The 21,514-nt window shown below is 60.2% G+C and carries 20 protein-coding genes and 1 tRNA gene; 13 read left to right on the forward strand and 8 right to left on the reverse strand.

All coding sequences use genetic code 11. From position 1 onward, the window contains the following. Window positions 1–26: 26 nt before the first annotated feature. Window positions 27–1,265 carry a transporter associated domain-containing protein gene (locus WBB95_RS05235; protein ID WP_424486592.1) on the reverse strand — a complete coding sequence of 413 codons (1,239 nt, stop codon included), beginning with the start codon at window positions 1,263–1,265 and terminating at the stop codon, window positions 27–29. Window positions 1,266–1,277: 12 nt separating this feature from the next. Next, window positions 1,278–2,090 carry a cytochrome C assembly family protein gene (locus tag WBB95_RS05240; protein ID WP_424486593.1) on the reverse strand — a complete coding sequence of 271 codons (813 nt, stop codon included), beginning with the start codon at window positions 2,088–2,090 and terminating at the stop codon, window positions 1,278–1,280. A gap of 234 nt (window positions 2,091–2,324) precedes the next feature. On the opposite strand from WBB95_RS05240, the gene ffh reads away from it, so the two are divergent. From ffh to thrC, 10 genes are all read left to right on the forward strand, one after another. Further along, window positions 2,325–3,701: a signal recognition particle protein gene (gene ffh / locus WBB95_RS05245; RefSeq protein ID WP_003175900.1), complete on the forward strand. Its 1,377-nt coding sequence runs from the start codon at window positions 2,325–2,327 to the stop codon at window positions 3,699–3,701. A gap of 250 nt (window positions 3,702–3,951) precedes the next feature. Beyond that, window positions 3,952–4,203, forward strand: coding sequence for a 30S ribosomal protein S16 (gene rpsP / locus WBB95_RS05250; protein ID WP_003238923.1), 252 nt, complete (start codon window positions 3,952–3,954; stop codon window positions 4,201–4,203). Between the two features lie 5 nt (window positions 4,204–4,208). Further along, the gene (rimM, locus tag WBB95_RS05255; RefSeq protein WP_424486594.1) at window positions 4,209–4,745 is read left to right on the forward strand and encodes a ribosome maturation factor RimM; all 537 of its coding nucleotides are present in this window, start codon (window positions 4,209–4,211) and stop codon (window positions 4,743–4,745) included. Next, on the forward strand, window positions 4,727–5,500 hold the full coding sequence (trmD, locus tag WBB95_RS05260; protein ID WP_177327730.1) for a tRNA (guanosine(37)-N1)-methyltransferase TrmD: 774 nt from the start codon (window positions 4,727–4,729) through the stop codon (window positions 5,498–5,500). Before rimM ends, trmD begins: the two co-directional genes overlap by 19 nt. Before the next feature lie 45 nt (window positions 5,501–5,545). After that, window positions 5,546–5,896: a 50S ribosomal protein L19 gene (gene rplS / locus WBB95_RS05265; protein WP_003175895.1), complete on the forward strand. Its 351-nt coding sequence runs from the start codon at window positions 5,546–5,548 to the stop codon at window positions 5,894–5,896. An 82-nt stretch (window positions 5,897–5,978) separates the two neighbouring features. Next, window positions 5,979–6,392, forward strand: coding sequence for an acyl-CoA thioesterase (locus WBB95_RS05270; protein ID WP_424486595.1), 414 nt, complete (start codon window positions 5,979–5,981; stop codon window positions 6,390–6,392). A gap of 181 nt (window positions 6,393–6,573) precedes the next feature. Beyond that, on the forward strand, window positions 6,574–7,470 hold the full coding sequence (gene xerD, locus WBB95_RS05275) for a site-specific tyrosine recombinase XerD (RefSeq protein ID WP_424486596.1): 897 nt from the start codon (window positions 6,574–6,576) through the stop codon (window positions 7,468–7,470). 152 nt (window positions 7,471–7,622) lie between these two features. Beyond that, entirely contained in the window at window positions 7,623–8,357 is a 735-nt protein-coding gene (locus WBB95_RS05280) for a thioredoxin fold domain-containing protein (RefSeq protein ID WP_424486597.1), read from the forward strand. 128 nt (window positions 8,358–8,485) lie between these two features. Next, window positions 8,486–9,790, forward strand: a complete 1,305-nt coding sequence (locus tag WBB95_RS05285; protein WP_424486598.1) for a homoserine dehydrogenase — start codon at window positions 8,486–8,488, stop codon at window positions 9,788–9,790. A gap of 66 nt (window positions 9,791–9,856) precedes the next feature. Then, window positions 9,857–11,266, forward strand: a complete 1,410-nt coding sequence (gene thrC / locus WBB95_RS05290) for a threonine synthase (protein WP_424486599.1) — start codon at window positions 9,857–9,859, stop codon at window positions 11,264–11,266. Window positions 11,267–11,347: 81 nt separating this feature from the next. Here the strand turns inward: thrC and WBB95_RS05295 are convergent, their stop codons facing one another. Then, window positions 11,348–11,569, reverse strand: coding sequence for a hypothetical protein (locus WBB95_RS05295; protein ID WP_424486605.1), 222 nt, complete (start codon window positions 11,567–11,569; stop codon window positions 11,348–11,350). Window positions 11,570–11,883: 314 nt separating this feature from the next. On the opposite strand from WBB95_RS05295, the gene WBB95_RS05300 reads away from it, so the two are divergent. Further along, entirely contained in the window at window positions 11,884–12,168 is a 285-nt protein-coding gene (locus WBB95_RS05300) for a DUF3509 domain-containing protein (RefSeq protein WP_424486600.1), read from the forward strand. Between the two features lie 170 nt (window positions 12,169–12,338). Here WBB95_RS05300 and WBB95_RS05305 read toward each other — a convergent pair whose 3' ends face one another. After that, a complete protein-coding gene (locus WBB95_RS05305; RefSeq protein ID WP_424486606.1) occupies window positions 12,339–13,223 on the reverse strand; it encodes a TIGR02285 family protein in 885 nt (294 codons plus the stop codon). Beyond that, window positions 13,223–14,422, reverse strand: a complete 1,200-nt coding sequence (locus WBB95_RS05310; RefSeq protein WP_424486601.1) for a CaiB/BaiF CoA transferase family protein — start codon at window positions 14,420–14,422, stop codon at window positions 13,223–13,225. The genes WBB95_RS05305 and WBB95_RS05310 overlap by 1 nt, the downstream gene beginning before the upstream one ends. A gap of 146 nt (window positions 14,423–14,568) precedes the next feature. On the opposite strand from WBB95_RS05310, the gene WBB95_RS05315 reads away from it, so the two are divergent. Together WBB95_RS05315 and recJ are read left to right on the forward strand one after the other, a co-directional pair. Further along, window positions 14,569–15,111: a YaeQ family protein gene (locus tag WBB95_RS05315; RefSeq protein ID WP_155581668.1), complete on the forward strand. Its 543-nt coding sequence runs from the start codon at window positions 14,569–14,571 to the stop codon at window positions 15,109–15,111. A 173-nt stretch (window positions 15,112–15,284) separates the two neighbouring features. Further along, entirely contained in the window at window positions 15,285–16,994 is a 1,710-nt protein-coding gene (recJ, locus tag WBB95_RS05320) for a single-stranded-DNA-specific exonuclease RecJ (RefSeq protein WP_424486602.1), read from the forward strand. 218 nt (window positions 16,995–17,212) lie between these two features. Here the strand turns inward: recJ and WBB95_RS05325 are convergent, their stop codons facing one another. The 3 genes from WBB95_RS05325 to WBB95_RS05335 all read right to left on the reverse strand — a co-directional run bounded on the left by WBB95_RS05325 (window position 17,213) and on the right by WBB95_RS05335 (window position 21,497). Next, window positions 17,213–18,499 carry a virulence factor family protein gene (locus tag WBB95_RS05325; RefSeq protein ID WP_424486603.1) on the reverse strand — a complete coding sequence of 429 codons (1,287 nt, stop codon included), beginning with the start codon at window positions 18,497–18,499 and terminating at the stop codon, window positions 17,213–17,215. After that, window positions 18,499–21,141 (reverse strand): bifunctional lysylphosphatidylglycerol flippase/synthetase MprF, encoded by a 2,643-nt coding sequence (gene mprF / locus WBB95_RS05330; protein ID WP_424486604.1) that lies wholly within the window; start codon window positions 21,139–21,141, stop codon window positions 18,499–18,501. Before mprF ends, WBB95_RS05325 begins: the two co-directional genes overlap by 1 nt. Window positions 21,142–21,420: 279 nt before the next feature. Next, window positions 21,421–21,497 (reverse strand) — tRNA-Met (locus WBB95_RS05335). Window positions 21,498–21,514: the final 17 nt, after the last annotated feature.

The raw sequence follows: 21,514 nt of genomic DNA on the forward strand, positions 1-21,514 counted from the left end.
CAACCACAACCCCCCAGGCACACAAATCAAGCCGCAACCGGCACCCGGCTGGTGTGCCAGATCAGCACCTTGGCCACACGGTTATCCTCGGTCTCAAGGATTTCCAGCCGGTAGCGACCGATTTTCAGGCACACCGCGCAGTCGGGAATGGTCTCCAGCGCCTCCGTCACCAACCCGTTGAGTGTCTTGGGCCCGTCGCTGGGCAGGTGCCAGCCCAGGCTCTTGTTCAGCTCGCGGATCGAGGCGGCGCCGTCGATGATGTAGCGGCCGTCGGGTTGCGCCTCGATATGCGGGTTATCCGCACTCTGCTCGCTTTCGAATTCGCCGACGATTTCTTCAAGAATGTCTTCCAGCGTGACGATGCCCAGCACTTCGCCGTATTCGTCCACCACCATGCCCAAGCGCCGTTGCTGCTTGTGGAAGTTCAACAGTTGCAGCTGCAGAGGCGTGCTTTCCGGGACGAAGTAGGGTTCGTGGCACGCGGCGAGCAAGGCTTCCTTGGTCAGGCTGGCGTCCGGCAGCAGGTGTTGGATCTGCCGGGTGTTGAGCACCGCCTCGACCTGGTTGATGTCACTGTGAAAGACCGGCAGGCGAGTGCGCTGGGAGGTGCGCAGCTGTTCGATGATGTCTTCGACCGAGTCATCCAGGTTGATGCCGTCCACTTCACTGCGGGGCACCAGGATGTCATTGACCGTGATGTTGTCCAGCGCATGGATGCCGGGCATGCCGGGGGTGCGGCTTTCGTCGGCCTCGGGCTCCGGTTCGTCGTCATGGTCGGGCAGCGGCTCGTCGCTCTTTTTCACCATGCCGGATTTACGCGCGAAGGGGCGCAGCAACAGCAGGCTGATGCCGTTGAGCAACCAGGCCAGCGGGTAGAGGATTTTCAGCGGCACGCCCAGCAGTGTGTTGCCGAAGCCCAGCACCGCTTGCGGGTGGCGGACGGCCAGCGCGCGGGGCAGGTAGTCGGCGAGCACCAGCAAGATGGCACAGGAGATCAGCCAGCCGAGCCAAGGGCCGTTTAACGCCCAGGCATAGATCGCGAGCAAGGTGCAGAGGATCACCACCGCCGCGCGGCACAGGCTGTTACACAGGATCAGGCTGTTACGCGGGAAATTCAGGCGGGCGGCCGCCTTGTCGCCCTGGCGTGTGCCGGGGCGCAGGGCCAGCAGGTGCTGTTGTGCGGCTTCGATGGCGGTAAACAGCGCCGCCCATAACACCAATAAGGCAATTACGGCGAGCATCGGCCCTAAGGGCAAGTTGTCCATGATCGCTGCCCGTCAGATATGCAGGATGTATTCGCGAACCAGCTTGCTGCCAAAATAGGCCAGCATCAGCAGGCAGAAACCGGCCAGGGTCCAGCGGATCGCCTTGTGCCCGCGCCAGCCGAGGCGGTTACGCCCCCACAGCAGCACGCTGAACACCACCCAGGCCAGGCAGGCCAGCAGGGTCTTGTGCACCAGGTGCTGGGCGAACAGGTTTTCGACGAACAGCCAGCCGGAAATCAGCGACAACGACAGCAGCGTCCAGCCGGCCCAGAGGAAACCGAACAGCAGGCTTTCCATGGTTTGCAGCGGCGGGAAGTTCTTGATCAGGCCGGACGGGTGCTTGTTTTTCAGTTGGTGGTCCTGCAACAGCACGAGCAACGCCTGGAACACCGCGATGGTGAACATGCCGTAGGCCAGGATCGATAACAGAATGTGGGCGAGAATGCCCGGCTCTTCATCGATGACCTGCACGGTGCCGGTCGGGGCGAATTGCGCGAGCAGGACGGTCAGCACGCCCAGCGGGAACAGCAGCACCAGCAGGTTTTCGACGGGAATCCGATAGCAGGCCATCAGCGTCAGCGCGATCACGGCGGCGGCGATCAGGCTGGCGGCGCTGAAAAAGTCCAGGCCCAGGCCAACCGGCGTCATCAGGTGGGTGAACAGGCTGGCGGCATGGGCCAGCAGGGCCAGGACGCCAAGGCCGACCAGCAGGCGTTTGTCCGCCATGGTGCCTTGGGCCAGACGAGTGCCCTGATAGAGAGTCGCAGCGGCGTACAAAATGGCGGCGGCGAGGCTGGGTAGCAAACTGGGTGACAAGGGGACCATAAATCCTGATAGACAAGCCCGAAAGGCGCTGAGTTTGGCATACCGCCGCGTTCCACGAAAGACTCCCGGGCCAGACAGCGGGTGTGCATGGACGCAGTCTTCGCTATAATCCGCGACCTGCCCACGCCGCAGGCTCGCCGAGCGCTGTTTTTAATAGCGATTTACCACAGCCTGGGCCGTCATTACCTCGGTCTACCAATGCATTTCGATGAATGGGGCCTGAAAGGATCGCGCATGTTTGAAAACCTGACTGACCGTCTCTCGCAGACGCTGCGCCACGTAACCGGCAAGGCCAAGCTGACCGAGGACAATATTAAAGACACCCTGCGTGAAGTGCGCATGGCGTTGCTGGAAGCCGACGTCGCCTTGCCGGTGGTGAAGGACTTCGTCAACTCGGTCAAAGAGCGCGCGGTGGGCACCGAAGTGTCCCGCAGCCTGACGCCGGGCCAGGCATTCGTGAAGATCGTCCAGGCCGAACTCGAAAGCCTGATGGGCGCGGCCAACGAAGATTTGAACCTCAGCGCCGTGCCACCGGCCGTCGTGCTGATGGCCGGTCTGCAAGGTGCGGGCAAGACCACTACCGCCGGCAAGCTGGCGCGCTTCCTTAAAGAGCGCAAGAAAAAATCCGTGATGGTGGTGTCGGCGGACGTGTACCGTCCGGCGGCCATCAAGCAGTTGGAAATGCTCGCGGGCGAAGTGGGCGTGACCTTCTTCCCGTCCGACCTGAGCCAGAAGCCGGTCGACATCGCCAACGCGGCTATTAAAGAAGCCAGGCTGAAATTCATCGACGTGGTCATCGTCGATACCGCCGGTCGTCTGCACATCGACGAAGAGATGATGGGCGAGATCAAGGCGTTGCATGCCGCGATCAACCCGGTCGAGACACTGTTCGTGGTCGACGCCATGACCGGCCAGGATGCGGCGAACACCGCCAAGGCCTTTGGTGATGCACTGCCGCTGACCGGCGTGATCCTGACCAAGGTCGACGGCGACGCCCGTGGCGGTGCTGCGCTGTCGGTGCGTGCGATTACCGGCAAGCCGATCAAGTTCATCGGTATGGGCGAGAAGAGCGAAGCGCTCGAGCCGTTCCACCCTGAGCGTATCGCCTCGCGCATCCTCGGCATGGGCGACGTGCTCAGCCTGATCGAGCAGGCCGAAGCCACGCTCGACAAGGACAAGGCCGATAAACTGGCCAAGAAGCTGAAGAAGGGCAAGGGCTTCGACCTCGAAGACTTCCGCGACCAGCTGCAACAAATGAAGAACATGGGCGGCCTTGGCGGCCTGATGGACAAGCTGCCGAACATCGGCGGTGTGAACCTGGCGCAAATGGGCAATGCCCAGGGCGCGGCAGAGAAGCAATTCAAGCAGATGGAAGCCATCATCAACTCCATGACCCCGGCCGAGCGCCGCGACCCTGAGCTGATCAGCGGTTCGCGCAAACGTCGGATCGCCATGGGTTCCGGCACCCAGGTGCAGGACATCGGTCGCTTGATCAAGCAGCACAAGCAGATGCAGAAGATGATGAAGAAATTCTCCGCAAAAGGCGGAATGGCCAAGATGATGCGCGGCATGGGCGGTATGTTGCCCGGCGGCGGCATGCCAAAGATGTAAAGAATTCGAGCGGGGGCTAGCTCTCGCTCCGACCCACAGGGATGTGGGATCTCCAGCAAACCCGCCGTTGGCGGGCGCTGACTCGCCGTTTTAACCGACGGCTCTATAGCAGATCTGAGTGGCCCGCTGATAGGCGCCAGAAAAAGACATTTGCAAAAGTCCGGATATTCCTTAGAATATGCGGCCTTTCGGGCACCTATGCCCGCTGTGCATTTAGATTTGCAGCACCGACTACAGGAACGATGTTCACATGCTAACAATCCGTCTTGCCCTTGGCGGCTCCAAAAAGCGCCCGTTTTACCACTTGACCGTAACTGACAGCCGCAACCCACGTGACGGCTCTCACAAGGAACAAGTTGGCTTCTTCAACCCGATCGCTCGTGGTCAAGAAGTTCGTCTGTCCGTGAACCAAGAGCGCGTAGCCTACTGGCTGAGCGTTGGTGCACAACCGTCTGAGCGTGTTGCCAAGTTGTTGAAGGACTCGGCTAAGGCCGCAGCCTGAGCAATATGAACGCGACGCCAACTGTTGCTGATGATTTGATCGTTATCGGCAAGATTTACTCTGTTCATGGCGTTCGCGGCGAAGTGAAGGTGTATTCCTTTACTGATCCGACTGAAAACCTGTTGCAGTACAAAACCTGGACGCTCAAGCGCGAAGGTAGTGTGAAACAGGTCGAGCTGGTCAGTGGACGCGGGAGCGATAAGTTCCTGGTCGCAAAGCTCAAGGGTCTTGATGATCGTGAAGAAGCTCGTCTTCTGGCCGGTTATGAGATCTGCGTGCCGCGAGACCTGTTCCCTGAATTGACCGACGGCGAGTACTACTGGTACCAGCTGGAAGGTCTGAAGGTTATTGATCAACTCGGACAATTGTTCGGGAAAATCGATCATCTTCTGGAAACCGGCGCCAATGATGTAATGGTGGTCAAGCCTTGCGCTGGCAGCCTGGATGATCGCGAACGCCTGTTGCCGTATACCGAGCAATGCGTGTTGGCCGTCGACCTGGCAGCGGGCGAGATGAAGGTGGAATGGGACGCGGACTTCTAAGCGTGGCTAATTTGCGCATTGAAGTGATCAGTTTGTTTCCCGAGATGTTTTCCGCCATCAGCGAGTACGGCATCACCAGTCGGGCGGTGAAACAGGGGCTGTTGCAGCTCACCTGTTGGAACCCGCGAGACTACACGACGGATCGACATCACACTGTGGACGATCGCCCATTTGGCGGTGGCCCGGGCATGGTGATGAAGATCAAGCCCCTGGAAGACGCATTGGTTCAGGCCAAGGCAGCTGCCGGGGAGAAGGCGAAGGTAATTTACCTGTCCCCTCAAGGCCGTCAGCTGAAACAGGCTGGGGTTCGCGAACTGGCGAATGAGGAAGCATTAATCCTGATTGCCGGTCGCTATGAAGGCATTGACGAGCGTTTTATTGATGCTCATGTCGATGAAGAGTGGTCGATTGGGGACTATGTTCTGTCTGGCGGCGAGCTGCCGGCGATGGTCCTGATAGATGCGGTTACACGACTGCTGCCTGGAGCTTTAGGGCATGCGGACTCCGCGGAGGAAGATTCCTTCACGGATGGTTTGCTGGATTGCCCGCACTACACCCGACCGGAGGTGTATGCGGATCAGCGTGTTCCCGACGTATTGCTAAGTGGCAATCACGCACACATCCGGCGTTGGCGTTTACAGCAGTCCCTTGGTCGGACCTATGAACGACGCGCCGATCTTCTGGAAAGCCGCTCGCTTTCTGGAGAAGAGAAGAAGCTGCTCGAGGAATACATCCTCGCGCGGGACGATAGTTAACAACGTATCGATGGTAGGTCCATTGACTTACCTTAGGAGCACAGCATGACTAACAAAATCATCCTTGCACTCGAAGCAGAGCAGATGACCAAAGAGATCCCTACCTTTGCCCCGGGCGACACTATTGTCGTTCAGGTGAAAGTGAAGGAAGGCGACCGTTCGCGTCTGCAAGCGTTCGAAGGCGTGGTAATCGCCAAGCGTAACCGTGGTGTGAACAGTGCTTTCACTGTTCGTAAAATCTCCAACGGTGTTGGCGTAGAGCGTACTTTCCAGACCTACAGCCCGCAAATCGACAGCATGGCCGTTAAACGTCGCGGTGACGTACGTAAAGCCAAGCTGTACTACCTGCGTGACCTGTCCGGTAAAGCAGCTCGCATCAAGGAAAAACTGGCTTAAGTCCAGCTTCCCGATGCAGAAAAAAGCAGCCTACGGGCTGCTTTTTTGTGCCTGAAATTTGTCTATTTGCCGGTATTTGCCCATGACCACCCGCCTTGAAGAAATCCAGCGCCGCACTGACCTTTCTGTCACTCACGTGACCAAAGCCGTTTTCCCGCCGACCACTAACCACCACAACACGTTGTTTGGCGGCACCGCACTGGCCTGGATGGATGAAGTGTCGTTCATCACCGCCACGCGCTTTTGCCGTTTGCCGCTGGTGACGGTGTCTACCGACCGCATCGATTTCAACCACGCGATACCGGCCGGTTCCATCGTCGAGTTGATTGGCCGTGTGATCAAAGTGGGTAACACCAGCCTCAAGGTTGAAGTCGAAGTGTTTGTGGAAAGCATGAGCGCTGATGGCCGTGAAAGGGCGATCCAGGGCGTGTTCAGCTTTGTGGCGATTGATACCGACAAGCGCCCGGTGCCGGTGTTGCCTGGGTTTGTTGACTGACCGCAAACCGAGTCGCGGCCATCGCATGCAAGTCGAATCGTCGCACCGCAGCTCCCACATTTGATCGGTGTTGATCATGCTATCAAGCAAAACACAAAACCCATGTGGGAGTTGCGGTGCGACGATTCGACGTGCCTGCGATAGGATCTACCAGACACTCCAGTAATTAGCCTGAGCCTCTATGCCCGCCATTGACCACCCCCTGATTGACCGCTTCCTCGACGCCCTGTGGCTGGAAAAAGGCCTGTCAGACAACACCCGCCAGGCCTATCGCAGTGATCTGGCGCTGTTCAATGGCTGGTTGCAGGAGAAGAACCTCGAACTGATCAATGCCGGCCGCGAGCTGATCCTCGATCACCTGGCCTGGCGCCTGGAGCAAAGCTACAAACCTCGCTCCACCGCACGATTTCTCTCGGGTGTGCGCGGCTTTTATCGCTATTTGTTGCGGGAAAAACTGATCTCCCTCGACCCGACGTTGCAAATCGACATGCCGCAACTCGGTAGGCCATTACCAAAATCCCTGTCGGAAGCTGACGTAGAGGCGTTGCTCGCCGCACCCGACTTGAGCGAAGCCATCGGCCAGCGTGATCGCGCCATGCTTGAAGTGCTTTACGCGTGCGGCCTGCGGGTGACCGAGTTGATCAGCCTGACTCTGGAGCAGGTCAACCTGCGCCAGGGCGTGCTGCGCGTCATGGGCAAGGGCAGCAAGGAGCGGCTGGTGCCGATGGGCGAGGAGGCGATTGTGTGGGTCGAGCGCTATATGCGTGATGCCCGTGGCGAATTGCTCGGTGGGCGGCCCAGCGATGTGCTGTTTCCCAGCCTGCGCGGTGATCAGATGACGCGCCAGACGTTCTGGCACCGTATCAAGCATCAAGCCAAGGTGGCCGGGATCGGCAAGAGCCTTTCACCGCATACGTTGCGCCATGCGTTTGCCACCCATTTGCTCAACCACGGCGCGGATTTGCGCGTGGTGCAAATGCTGCTCGGGCACAGCGACTTATCCACAACCCAGATCTACACGCACGTGGCGCGCGCACGCTTGCAGGATATGCACGCCAAACATCACCCGCGAGGCTGAAAAGGGCCAATTTCTCCCGCCGCGGGCTGACCCGCGGCCCAACTGTGGTAGGCTTTGCCGGTTAGCAAAGGGGACGGCCAGACTTCTATTTACAGCCCCGCGTTTCCAAGCGGTGTTCCTTCCCGTCCCTGCATCTGCCTTCAGGAGTTCCCATGCGCTTGACCCAGATTATTGCCGCCGCAGCGATTGCGTTGGTTTCCACCTTTGTTGTCGCCGATGACGCCGCCGAGCAGACCATTCGCAAGAGCCTGGCCAACCTGCAGCTCGACACCCCGATCGAAAGCATCAGCGCCAGCCCGATGGCCGGCCTGTATGAAGTCAAGCTCAAGGGCAGCCGTGTGCTGTACGCCAGCGCCGATGGCCAGTACATCGTGCAGGGCTATCTGTTCCAGCTCAAGGACGGCAAGCCGGTCAACCTGACCGAGAAAGCCGAGCGCTTGGGCGTGTCGAAGCTGATCAACGGCATTCCAGTGGCTGAAACCGTGGTGTACCCGGCCATTGGCGAAACCAAGACCCACATCACCGTGTTCACCGACACCACCTGCCCTTACTGCCACAAGCTGCACGCCGAAGTGCCGGCGCTGAACAAGCTGGGCGTGGAAGTGCGCTACGTAGCGTTCCCGCGCCAGGGCCTCGGTTCGCCAGGTGACGAGCAGCTGCAAGCCGTGTGGTGCTCGACCGACAAGAAAGCCGCCATGGACAAGATGGTCGATGGCAAGGAAATCAAGGCCGCCAAGTGCGCCAACCCGGTTTCCAAGCAGTTCGCCCTGGGCCAGTCCATCGGCGTGAACGGTACACCGGCCATCGTTTTGGCTGATGGCCAAGTGATTCCGGGCTACCAGCCTGCGCCACAAGTTGCCAAACTGGCACTGGGTGCACAACAGTAAGCAGTCATCGTCGAGCCTTTGACGATCATGCCCCGCGAACCGTCGTCGGGGCATTAATTGAGAGCCGCAGCTGTGCGGCTGTTTTTCACGGCCGACCTTGAGTCGGCCGTTTCATGGGGAGTTCTTCAGTGAAACCGGTCAAAGTAGGCATCTGTGGGTTAGGGACCGTCGGTGGCGGCACCTTTAACGTACTTCAGCGTAATGCTGAAGAAATTTCCCGCCGTGCAGGGCGTGGGATTGAAGTGGCGCAAATTGCCACGCGTTCGCCAAAGCCTCAGTTCGAAACGACCGGTATTGCGATTACCAACGATGTCTTCGCCGTGGCCACCAACCCTGAAATCGATATCGTCATCGAGCTGGTCGGCGGCTACACCGTGGCCCGCGACCTGGTGCTCCTGGCCATCGAGAACGGCAAGCACGTGGTTACCGCCAACAAGGCGTTGATCGCCGTGCACGGCAACGAGATCTTCGCCAAGGCGCGTGAGAAGGGCGTGATCGTGGCGTTCGAAGCCGCCGTAGCCGGTGGTATCCCGGTGATCAAGGCGATCCGTGAAGGCCTGTCTGCCAACCGTATCAACTGGGTGGCGGGCATCATCAACGGCACCGGCAACTTCATCCTCACCGAAATGCGCGAGAAGGCCCGTACCTTCGAAGACGTGCTGGCCGAAGCCCAGGCGCTGGGTTACGCCGAAGCCGACCCGACCTTCGACGTGGAAGGCATCGACGCGGCGCACAAGCTGACCATCCTGGCGTCCATCGCCTTTGGTATCCCGCTGCAGTTCGACAAGGCTTACACCGAAGGCATCACCAAGCTGACCACTGCCGACGTGAACTACGCCGAAGCCCTGGGCTACCGCATCAAGCACCTGGGTGTTGCGCGCAGCACCCCGGCGGGTATCGAGTTGCGTGTACACCCGACGCTGATCCCGGCCGACCGCCTGATCGCCAACGTCAATGGCGTGATGAACGCCGTGATGGTCAATGGTGACGCTGCCGGTTCGACCCTGTTCTACGGTGCTGGCGCCGGCATGGAGCCTACGGCTTCGTCGGTTATTGCCGACTTGGTGGACGTGGTTCGCGCCATGACCAGCGACCCGGAAAACCGCGTGCCGCACCTGGCCTTCCAGCCGGATTCGCTGTCGGCTCACCCGATCCTGCCAATCGAAGCGTGCGAAAGTGCCTACTACTTGCGCATCCAGGCTCAGGATCATCCGGGCGTGTTGGCTCAAGTGGCCAGCATTCTCTCGGAGCGCGGTATCAACATCGAGTCGATCATGCAGAAGGAAGTCGAGGAGCAAAACGGCCAGGTGCCGATGATCCTGCTGACCCACCGTGTGCTGGAACAGCGCATGAACGATGCCATCGCCGCGCTCGAAGCGTTGCAGGGCGTGGTTGGTCCGGTGGTGCGCATTCGTGTTGAACACCTGAACTAACCGATATTTTCAGGGGCCCCGTCCGTTCGGCGGCCTCTGTTCGAGAATGTTTTAGAGGAGCCAGTCATGCGTTATATCAGCACCCGCGGCCAGGCACCGGCCCTGAATTTCGAAGACGTTTTGCTCGCAGGCCTTGCCACCGACGGCGGCCTGTACGTGCCGGAGAACCTGCCACGCTTCACCCAGGAAGAAATCGCTTCGTGGGCCGGCCTGCCGTACCACGAGCTGGCATTCCGGGTGATGCGCCCGTTTGTCACTGGCAGTATTCCGGACGCCGATTTCAAGAAAATCCTCGAAGAAACCTATGGCGTGTTTTCCCACAGCGCCATCGCGCCACTGCGTCAGCTAAACGGCAACGAGTGGGTACTGGAGCTGTTCCACGGCCCGACCCTGGCGTTCAAGGACTTCGCCCTGCAACTGCTGGGTCGTCTGCTCGATTACGTGCTGGAAAAGCGCGGCGAGCGCGTAGTGATCATCGGCGCCACCTCGGGTGATACCGGTTCGGCTGCCATTGAAGGCTGCAAGCACTGCGAAAACGTCGACATCTTCATCCTGCACCCGCACAAGCGTGTGTCGGAAGTGCAGCGTCGCCAGATGACCACCATCTTCGGTGAGAACATCCACAACATCGCCATCGAAGGCAACTTCGATGACTGCCAGGAAATGGTCAAGAACAGCTTTGCTGACCAGAGCTTCCTCAAGGGCACGCGGTTGGTGGCAGTGAACTCGATCAACTGGGCGCGGATCATGGCCCAGATCGTCTACTACTTCCACGCGTCCCTGCAGTTGGGCGGCCCGGCGCGTTCGGTGTCGTTCTCGGTGCCGACCGGCAACTTCGGCGATATCTTCGCCGGCTACCTGGCCCGCAACATGGGCCTGCCGATCAACCAGTTGATCGTCGCCACAAACCAAAATGACATCCTGCACCGCTTCATGAGCGGCAACCAGTACGTCAAGGAAACCCTGCACGCCACGCTGTCGCCGTCGATGGACATCATGGTGTCATCGAACTTCGAACGCCTGCTGTTCGACATGCACGGGCGCAACGGCGCGGCCATTGCCGGCTTGATGGACAACTTCAAGCGTGGCGGCGGTTTCAGTGTTGATGAAGAGCGCTGGACCGAAACCCGCAAGCTGTTCGACTCCCTGGCCGTGGACGATGCACAGACCTGCGAGACCATCGCCGAGGTCTATGCCCAGACCGGCGAACTGCTCGATCCGCACACCGCCATCGGCGTGAAGGCCGCGCGCGAATGCCGTCGCAGCCTTGATATCCCGATGGTGATCCTCGGCACCGCCCACCCGGTCAAATTCCCGGAAGCGGTGGAGAAGGCGGGCGTTGGCAAGGCGCTGGAATTGCCGGAGCACTTGGCTGACCTGTTTGAGCGTGAAGAGCGTTGCACCGTGTTGGCCAATGACCTGAAGGCTGTGCAGGCGTTCGTCAGCCAGCATGGCAACCGTGGCAAGCCGCTGTAAGGCGTACCGCGTCTACAAAAACGCCGCTTTCCCTTCCTTGGGTCAGCGGCGTTTTTTATTTCCGGCAGGCCCTGTCGAGCGTTACGAGAATAGCTTCTGTGCGACCACTATGACGGTGCCGACAGCGGCGTAGAAGCCTGTTGCGATAGCCACCGGGTACCAGAACGTCTCACAGGTTATCTTCAGGGCTTCTGATTTGAGTTTGTCTTGTTCTGCGTGCATACGTGATATCTCGGCATAGATGCGCCATACATCGGCGTTCATTTTCTCCATCGTCGCCTGCTGCTCTTTGTTTTCCACCATCATCCTCATCCTTCGCAATAAGGGCCTTTTGACATACGCTTTTGCCTGCATAGCAGCCTGACCAGCGCTTACCGAGTATAGGATTCACCCTCGGCCTCAGCCGCCCGCAAACCCCAAAACAACCACCCATTGCGTAAGCAGTTATGTGCGGACGTTTTTTCGTTGTCATGTTGCAAGCGCATGCTGGTTCTCGTCACTCCCTGAGGGCCCCATAAAGACGATAAAGCGAACTTTCCTACGTCACAAACAGTCACTTAGGATAGATGCAGCTCCCGTTGAAACGATTGTTCCCGAACTATTGAGTGGTGATCGAGATGGAAAGTATCAGCCTATTGCTCGAAGAAGCACTGAGCCCTTATCAGGTTACGCTGACCACCTCCGGTGTGCAGGACGAGTGCCTGGTGACCGTGAAGAACCCCGCTGGCGCTATTGTCGTCGAGCGTGAAGTTGACCGGGCACAACTGACTGACAAACGTGCGTTGGTGGATGTGGTGGACTGCCTGCTGCGTGACCTCAAGATCGCCGAAGGGCGCCTGGAACCCTCAGTTATCGCCGCCCTGCGTAACGCCGCCCAGACCCGCAGCGCGGCCATTGCATGAAGAAATCTTTAATCTTGGAAACTTCCTACAGCATGGCCGGTCAGATTTCGTAACAGCAAGAGCAAACATTGTGCTCCGGTGTTTGTGGCTTGTTGTACTGGTCTTTGTAGGCCACGTTTAACCCCGAAGTGTCTCCCCACTCTTCGGGGTTTCTTTTTGCCTGGGATTTGTCAGGGCGGCGGCGAAGCCTGGAAAAAACTCGGGTTGTCCTGCAAGTACTGCGCGCGCGTGAGCGGGTCCAGCCACTGGGCGTAGGACTGCTGTAACTGCGCCTGTGGGATGTCACGCAGTACCTGGTTTATTCGCTCGATCGCCTGACGCCCCTGAGGCGTATCGGAGCAGCCGATATAGACGCGCTGGTAGGGCGCTGCACCTGTTATCGGCAGGAACACAAGGTCTGTGGGGTCGATGCCTTGTTGCTTTGCCTGATAGCGGATCTCTGTCCAATAACCCAGCACCGCTTCCAGCCGCCCCAGGCGCTGCATCTGCATCAGGCTGCCCAACGCGTCGTTGCCGTAATGCAGGGCCAGTCTGTGCGTGTCGGCAAGCTTGAGGCGTTGATCAATCGCCGTCCCGTAGCTGCGCTCGGCGACGGCGCCGAGGCGGGCATTCGGGCTTTCCAGAAACGCCTGCAGGTCAAAGTGGCCTTCGGCGATAAACGGCGCCATCGCCGCCTGTTGGCTACGGCGGATCATCACGCCGTTGCTCAGCACGGCATAAGATTGCGCCGAGAACGCCACGTATTTTGCCCGCTCCGGTGTCCACACCAATGATGGATCACAGGTGAGCGAAGGGTCGCGCAGCATCTGGATACCCCGGGCGCGGTTCACGTGCAACACCTGATGGCGATACTCCGGCAGGCGCTCCTCAAGTATCGGCATCAGTTGGTCCAGCGCACCGCGACCTTTTTGTGAGCCTTCGAAAATGGTCAGTGGCGGCAAGTCGCGCAGCAACCATGACAGCGTGTCAGCGGCATCGGCTTTGAGCGGCCAGCCGCCTGCTATCACTGCGCCGAAACAGAGGTGAATCAACCCGCGCCGGGCATGGCGAACGATCAAATCGCGCCATCCTCACGCAAGCGGGCGATGGCTGCCGTGTCGTAGCCCAGCTCATTAAGCACCACGCTGTTATGTTCACCCAATTGCGGCCCGACCCATTCACAGCTGCCCGGTGTGTCCGAGAGCTTGGGCACGATGCCGGGCATTTTGAAGTCCTTGCCACCGGGCAGCTTGGCCTTGAGGAACATTTCCCGCGCCAGAAACTGCGGGTCGCCGAGCATGTCTTCGGCGCTGTAGATGCGGCTTGCCGGCACTTCGGCCTTGTTCAACTGCTCGACCACCTGCTCCAGCGGCAACGAGTTAACCCAGCGATCTATCACGCCATACAGCTCATCCCGGCGAGCGTCACGCCCGTCATTGCTGGCCAATTCGGGGTCGTTTGCCAAGTCTTCACGGCCAATCGCCAACATGAAGCGCTTGAAGATCGCATCGCCATTCGCGCCGATCTGCACGTGTTTGCCGTCGGCGCTGGTGTGGATTGAAGACGGCGTGATGCCCGGCATGATGTTGCCGGTACGCTCGCGAATAAAGCCGAACACATCGAACTCCGGAATCATGCTTTCCATCATCGCGAAAATGGCTTCGTACAGCGCCACATCCACCACCTGGCCAAGCCCGCCGTTGACTTCACGGTGACGCAGCGCCATCAGCGCGCCGATCACCGCCCACAAGGCGGCAATCGAATCGCCGATGGAAATCCCGGTGCGCACCGGCGGGCGGTCTTCAAAACCGGTGATATAGCGCAGGCCGCCCATGGACTCGCCCACGGCGCCAAAACCCGGCTGGTCCTTCATCGGGCCGGTCTGGCCAAAGCCCGATAGACGCACCATCACCAGTTTTGGGTTCAATGCGTGCAGGGTTTCCCAGCTCAGGCCGAGTTTTTCCAGCACGCCGGGGCGAAAATTCTCGATCAGGATGTCGGCGTCGGCCAGCAACTGTTTGAGGATCGCCAGGCCGTCCGGGTGTTTGAGGTTCAGGGTCAGCGACTTTTTGTTGCGCGCCTGCACGAACCACCACAGTGACGTGCCTTCATACAGCTTGCGCCATTTGCGCAGCGGGTCGCCGCCGTCTGGCGATTCGACCTTGATTACGTGTGCCCCGAATTCGGCGCAGATACGCGAGGCAAACGGGCCGGCGATCAGGGTGCCCAGTTCGATGACTTTCAGGCCAGCGAGCGGTTTGGCATTAAACGACATGAGGATCCTTTCCAGCGGGGCAGTGGTGTGATGCCTTTTAACATAGGCGAGAGGCCCAGGGATAAGGATGATGCAGCGCAGTATTCGGTGAATGGCCTCGCCATCGGTTAGACTGGCCGCCTTTCCCTGTCTCTAGAAGCCCGTTCATGGCCCAGCCGTCCACGACCTACAAATTCGAACTCAACCTCACCGACCTTGACCGTTCGGTGTACGAGAGCGTCAAGCAGACCATCGCCCGCCATCCTTCCGAAACCGAAGAGCGTATGACTGTGCGTCTGTTGGCCTACGCCCTTTTTTATAATGAGCAATTGGCGTTTGGTCGTGGCCTGTCAGATGTAGACGAACCAGCCCTGTGGGAAAAAAGCCTGGATGATCGGGTGTTGCACTGGATCGAAGTCGGCCAGCCCGACGCCGACCGCCTGACCTGGTGCTCCCGCCGTACCGAGCGCACCAGCCTGCTGGCTTACGGCAGCCTGCGCGTTTGGGAAGGCAAGGTGGTCCCGGTGGCCAAGAACCTGAAAAACGTGCACATCGCCGCCGTGCCGCAGGAAATCCTCGAAACCCTGGCCAAGGACATGCCGCGTGTTATCAAGTGGGACGTGATGATCAGTGAAGGCACGATCTTCGTCACCGACGACCGTGGCCAGCATGAAGTGCAGCTGGAATGGTTGGTCGGCGAGCGCGATTGAACATGTGGGTGCTGGCGTGCGTGGGAGCGGGCTTGCTCGCGAAAGCATCACCGCGGTGTCACTGATTTACCGAGGCGTCTGCATCGCAGGCAAGCCAGCTCCCACATTTGATCTGTATCGTTTTCAATCGCTTTGTTTAACCGTTGTATCAGAAGAGAAGCTCCCGCCACCCCATGCGTATCGATCCCCGCCCGTTGCCTGCTGTCCTGCCGTTTCTTGGTGAGTTGCCACCGCTGTTGACCCGTCTCTACGCCGCGCGCGGGGTGCAGTCCGAGGCCGAACTGGATAAAAGCCTGGCGCGGCTGATTCCTTATCAGCAACTCAAAGGCATCGACGCAGCGGTAGACCTGCTGGTGACGGCCCTGGAGCAGCGCCAGCGCATCCTGATCGTGGGCGACTTCGACGCCGACGGCGCCACGGCGAGTACCGTTGGCACTCTCGGTTTGCGGTTACTGGGTGCGGCCCATGTCGATTACCTGGTGCCGAACCGTTTCGAGTACGGCTACGGCCTGACCCCGGAAATCGTCGCGGTGGCCTTGCAGCGAGCGCCGCAGTTGCTGATCACCGTGGACAACGGCATCTCCAGCGTCGAAGGCGTGGCGGCGGCGAAAGCGGCAGGGTTGCAAGTGCTGGTCACCGATCACCACTTGCCGGGTGACGAGTTGCCGGCGGCCGATGCCATCGTTAACCCGAACCAGCCTGGCTGCGAGTTCCCGAGTAAAGCGCTGGCCGGCGTGGGCGTGATCTTCTACGTGCTGATGGCCCTGCGCGCGCGTTTGCGCAGCCTCGGCTGGTACGACAACAAACCGCAGCCGAACATCGGCGAATTGCTCGACCTGGTCGCCCTCGGCAGCGTCGCCGACGTGGTGCCGCTGGACGCCAACAACCGCATCCTGGTGCACCAGGGCCTGGAGCGTATTCGTGCCGGTCGTGCGCGGCCGGGGATCAAGGCGATCCTGGAAGTGGCCAAGCGCGATGCAGCGCGCATCACCTCCACCGACCTCGGCTTTATCCTCGGGCCTCGGCTGAACGCCGCCGGACGCCTGGATGACATGAGCCTGGGTATTGAATGCCTGCTCACCACCGACGTGGCGGCTGCGCGCGAAATGGCGGCGCAGTTGGACGGCATGAACCAGGACCGTAAATCCATCGAGCAGGGCATGCAGCGCGAGGCGCTCGCCCAGCTCAAGGATTTGCCGGTGGAATCGATGCCTTACGGCTTGTGCCTGTTCGACCCCGAATGGCACCAAGGGGTGATCGGGATTCTGGCGTCGCGCATGAAAGAGCGCTATTTCCGCCCGACCATCGCCTTTGCCGATGCCGGTGATGGCCTGCTCAAGGGCTCAGGACGCTCTGTGCAGGGTTTTCACATCCGTGATGCCCTGGCGGTGGTCGCGAGCCAGCATCCCAACCTGATCGCCAAATACGGCGGCCACGCCATGGCGGCGGGCCTGACGTTGCCCGAGGCAAATTTCCCACTGTTTGCCGAAGCCTTTGATGCCGAAGTGCGTCGGCAACTCTGTGAGGAAGACCTTACCGGGCGCTTGCTGACCGATGGCACCTTGGCAGTGGAAGAGTTTCACCTGGAGCTGGCGCGCGCACTGCGGCATGCCGGGCCGTGGGGGCAACACTTTCCCGAGCCGTTATTTCACGGCGTGTTTCAGTTGGTGGAACAGCGTGTGGTCGGCGAGCGGCACCTGAAGGTGGTGCTCAGGAGCGAATGCGGGTCGGTGAAGCTCGACGGCATTGCGTTCGGCGTGGACCGCGAGGTGTGGCCTAACCCGACGGTGCGTTGGGTGGAATTGGCCTACAAGCTGGACGTGAACGAATTCCGTGGGCAGGAAACCGTGCAGTTGATGATTGCGCACATCGAACCGCGCTAGCACTTACTCACACCGCAAAATCAACTGTGGGAGCTGGCTCGTGTGGTGCGCGGGCTTGCCCCGCGCCGGGCTGCGAAGCGGCCCCAATAAAAACGCCGCATTCCGTCAGGCAGAATGCGGCGATTGCGTTCAGGGCGGCTGCGCCACCCAGCGCGGGGTGAGCCCGCTCACCACAAAAAGCCCTGCTTACTGCAGCAAGGCCATCTCATTGCCGCGCGTTACTCAGCTTTATCCTTGGCCTGGTGCTTGACGATGATGTCGACCAAGCGCTGTGCCAGCGCCGGGTAGTTCTCATCAAAGTGATGCCCGCCTGGCAGCTTCACGGCTTCGCCCACGGCGGTCTTGTCGGTGCAGCCACTCTCGTCGACTTCTTCCGCGCCGTAGATGCACACCACCTTGTCGGCTGGCAGCTTGGCCATTTCCGGGCCGGTAGCGGCTTCTTTGCCGGCGTTGCCCAACCAGCCTTCCACTTCGATTTCAAAGCTGCCGGTGCGCGCAAACGCCAGCAGGATGATTGCGTCTACGCGCTGCTGTTCGCTTTCCGGCATGCGGTTGTAGATAGCGGGCAACACGTCGGCGCCGAACGAATAGCCGGTCAGCACGAAGCGCTTGGTGCCCCATTTCTGCAGGTAGTGCTGCATCAGTTCAGCCAGGTCCTTGGCGCTTTGTTCCGGGGTCTTGTGCTGCCAGTAGTAGCGCAGGGTGTCGATGCCGACCACCGGGTAGCCGATCTTGGCCATTTCACCGGCCACGTCGCGGTCCAGGTCACGCCAGCCGCCGTCACCGGAGAGGAACAGGGTGACGGTGTCCTTGGCTTGCCCGGCCGGTACTTCAACCACCGGAATCGCCAGGCCGCCGTTGTCCGAACCGACCAGTTGCTTGCGCAATTCGTTGTTCAGCACTTGCGGGTAGTGAATGTCGTAGTCGCTGATGCTTGTAGTCGCGCGCGGTGTATCGCGTACGAAACTGGCACTTTCATCGTCAGGGTTGTCGTTCCACGCCACCAGCCAGTTGCCATGCGCGGCTGTTTTCGGCAGTGGGTCCTTGCACCCTTCCTGTACCAGGGCGAAGCCGACGGAGATGGCGTTGGCCTTGTCGTCGTTCTGTGTGGCCAGCCAGCGCCAGGCGAGTGCAGCGCCAGGGCCGATGCCACTGACCAGCGTCGCCGGGCCTTTAAGCTGGCCCAGGGCGCTTTGCAGCGCTTGCTCCTGAAGCGTGCAGTCATCCTTGGGCAGGATCACCTGGACGATTTGCGCCGAGCCGCCCTGGCTCAGGGCAATCAGCTGGCTGTCGGTCAGGGTTTCATCGGCCATCACGGCCACCGCCACACGGGCTTTGGTCGAGCCGTTGGGCGTTACACGGGTCATTACCGAGCCATCGGCCTGGGGCAATTGCTCCAGGGTCGGCTGTGGGGCAGGGCGGTTCCAGTACCAGAAGCCACCACCCGCGATCAGCGCGAGCAGCACTACAACGGCCAATACATACCGCCAGGAGCGTCGAATCATCAGCGTTTCACCAATCCAGTCAAGCCGCCCGCGATCAGGGCGGCGGTGTCGGCCAGTGCCACCAGCGGATCAAGTCCTGCGGGCACGGCCATATAACGGGGTTCCCAGTCAGGCTGGAACTTGTCTTTGAAGCGGCGCAAACCTTGGAAGTTATACAGTTGCTCGCCACGGCGGAACACCATTGAGCCCAAACGTTGGGTCAGTGGCGCCCCACGGCGTGGTTGCAGGCCCGACAACGGCACCATGCCGAGGCTGAAGCGGGCGTAGTCGTGGTTCTTATAATGTTGAATCAGGCCAACCATCATGAATTCCATGGTCAGCTTGGGCGCGTCCGGGTGGGCGCGCATCAGGTCGAGGCTGGCCAGGTCGTGGTTGTAGGTTTCAAGCAGGTTGGCAAACGCCACCGGGCGCCCTTCGAAGCGAATGATCGCGATGCGAAAGTGCTTGAGGTAGTCGTCGCTGAAGCGACCCAGCGAGAAGCCTTTCTCGCGCACGTTCTTGCCGGTCAGCCAAGCGTCGGAAATAACCTTGAGCTCATCCATCGGCGCGTGGCCCGGCTCGAAGATCTCCAGGGACAAGCCGTCCCGGGTGCCACGGTTCCAGGTGTAGCGCAGGTCCTTCATCTCTTTGCCCTTGGCTTCCAGGTCAAAGCGTTTCAGGTCGACGCGGGCTTCTTCGCCCAGCTTGATCGCGGTCAGGCCGATGTCCATGTAGTACGGCAGGTTCTCGGCGCGTACCTGGTAGAACACCGGGCGCGCGTGATGGATGTCGCACAGGTCACGGAACTGCCAGATCATCTCGGCGCGCGGTTGCGTCGGGCCGATCGGGTCGTACAACGCCACCAGGCTGCGCCCACGGCGTGCATACATCAGGAACGCTTCGTCGTTAGGGTGGAACAGCAGCGCCTTGTCACCGGTCAGGGCGAGGCCACCGTCGGGTTGGGACGAAGCCATCAGGATCTTGGTGGCCCGCTCCAGCTCGTCCGGCGTCGGCAGGTGAATGACCGGGCGCGCGGTACGCAGCAGCCAGGTCAGCGACACGATTACCAGCAGCACCGCCGCCCCCAGCAATGAGCGCAAGCCGCGTGGGGCGTTGGCATCGAGGGTGAACTGCCACCACAGTTGATGGCTGTACGGCACGTCTTGATAGGCAAACAGCAGCAGCCAGATCGAGGCCCCCAGCACGCACACGCTGGCCACCAGGTACAGCGGCGAGAAGGGCAGTTCGGTCAGGCGGCTGGCGCGGTAGAACGAGCGTCGGAAGATCGCCAGCAGCACCGCTGTCATGATCATCAGGCTGGCTTCTTCCCAGTCGAAGCCTTTAAGCAGCGAGAGCAGGGCGCCCGTCAGCAGCAGCACCATGGTCAGCATCCAGGCTGCCGACAAACGTCGGCGCAGGCCTTGGGCAAGCAGCAGGCACAGCACGCCGATCAGGCTGGCACCAAAGTGCGAGGCGTCAATCAGGCGGTGGGGAATCAGGAAGCCGATGTTTTCCAGGCGTGAGTCGATTTCCGGCGTCGCGCCGGAAAACAGCAGGACCACGCCGGATAAAAAAACCAGTACGGCCAGCACCGGTGCCGCCAATCCCGAGGCAACCCGCAGGCTTTGCTGGGTCTGGAACAAACGTTGGGCTTCGTTGACCAGCAGGAACACACAGGCGATCAACAGCGGCAGCACCACGTAGATCATCCGGTACAGCAGCAACGCAGCGGCCAATGGCGCAGCGCCGAGTTTGTCGGCGAAGGCGGCCAGCAGAATCGCTTCGAATACCCCCACGCCACCTGGTACATGGCTGAGTACACCGGCAGCCAGGGCCAGCAGGTACACCAGCAGGAACGGGCCAAACGGCGGCGCTTCCGGCAGCAGCAGATAAAGCACGGTGGCGGCAGCAGCGACGTCCAGCGCGGTGATGATCAGTTGCAGGAAGGTCAGGCGGCGGCCGGGCAGGCGCAAGGTGCGGCGCCCGGCCTTGACCAGCAGGTTGTCCGGGTAGGGTTGTTCCGGCAGGCGGCGACGGTAAATGCCGATGCACAACGCGACCGACAGCAGCAGTACCGCGCCGGCGATGCCGCCGAGTACACCTTGGGATAAATGCAGGTAGGTGGACGCCGCCGGCAAGTTACTCAGCGTCGCCAATGCGGCCAGCGGCGGCAGGGCAGTGCCCAGGGCCAGGCTGGCGAACACGGTCATGTGGGCCACTTCCGAAGCCCCGATGCCATGGCGTGCATATAAACGGTAACGCACCGAACCGCCCGAGAGCATCGACAGGCCAATGGCGTTGCCGATCGCAAAGGCGGTAAACCCACCCAGCGCCAGGGTCTTGGCCGGCAGGTCGACGCCGGCGTAACGGGCGCCCGAAAACTCATAGCCCAACAGAATGATGAAGCCGGCCACAGCTGCGGCGAACGCACCGAGCAGAGCGGGCTTGGGCACTTCCAGGATTGAGTCGTGGAGGGCGTAAAGGTCCAGTTCCAGCAGCAGGTGTCGGCAGGCGATCAGGGCGATTGCGAACAGCAACAGGGTAACGGCCAGCCCGATGGGCTGACGGTATTTGCTCAACAGATCCAGCCAACGCAAGCGGGTGGGAGTGATCGGTTGTGTCGCTGTGACGGTGTCTTGTGGTTCAGACGAGTTGGCGCGCATCAATCACCTCGTGGATTGTGCGCGACAGGATGGATGTATCCAGCCAAGTTACCAATCCCTATGGACAAAATAATTACAAATATTAACGCGTATCGCCGGGTGCGGCGACTGCGGCCATTGGTCGTAGAGGGTAGCGCTTGAGCATTGAGCATAGCTTGCAAAGAGATGGACTCAACAAACCGCACAGGGTTTCATGAAAGATGCCATCTCATTGTTTCAGAACAACTTTTTCACCGGATACAAAAAAGGCCACTCTTTCGAGTAGCCTTTTTTGATGTTTGGTTGCGGGAGCCGGATTTGAACCGACGACCTTCGGGTTATGAGCCCGACGAGCTACCAGACTGCTCCATCCCGCGTCTGTGGGCGGCATTCT

This window comes from Pseudomonas sp. (assembly GCF_049645325.1).
GTDB lineage: Bacteria > Pseudomonadota > Gammaproteobacteria > Pseudomonadales > Pseudomonadaceae > Aquipseudomonas.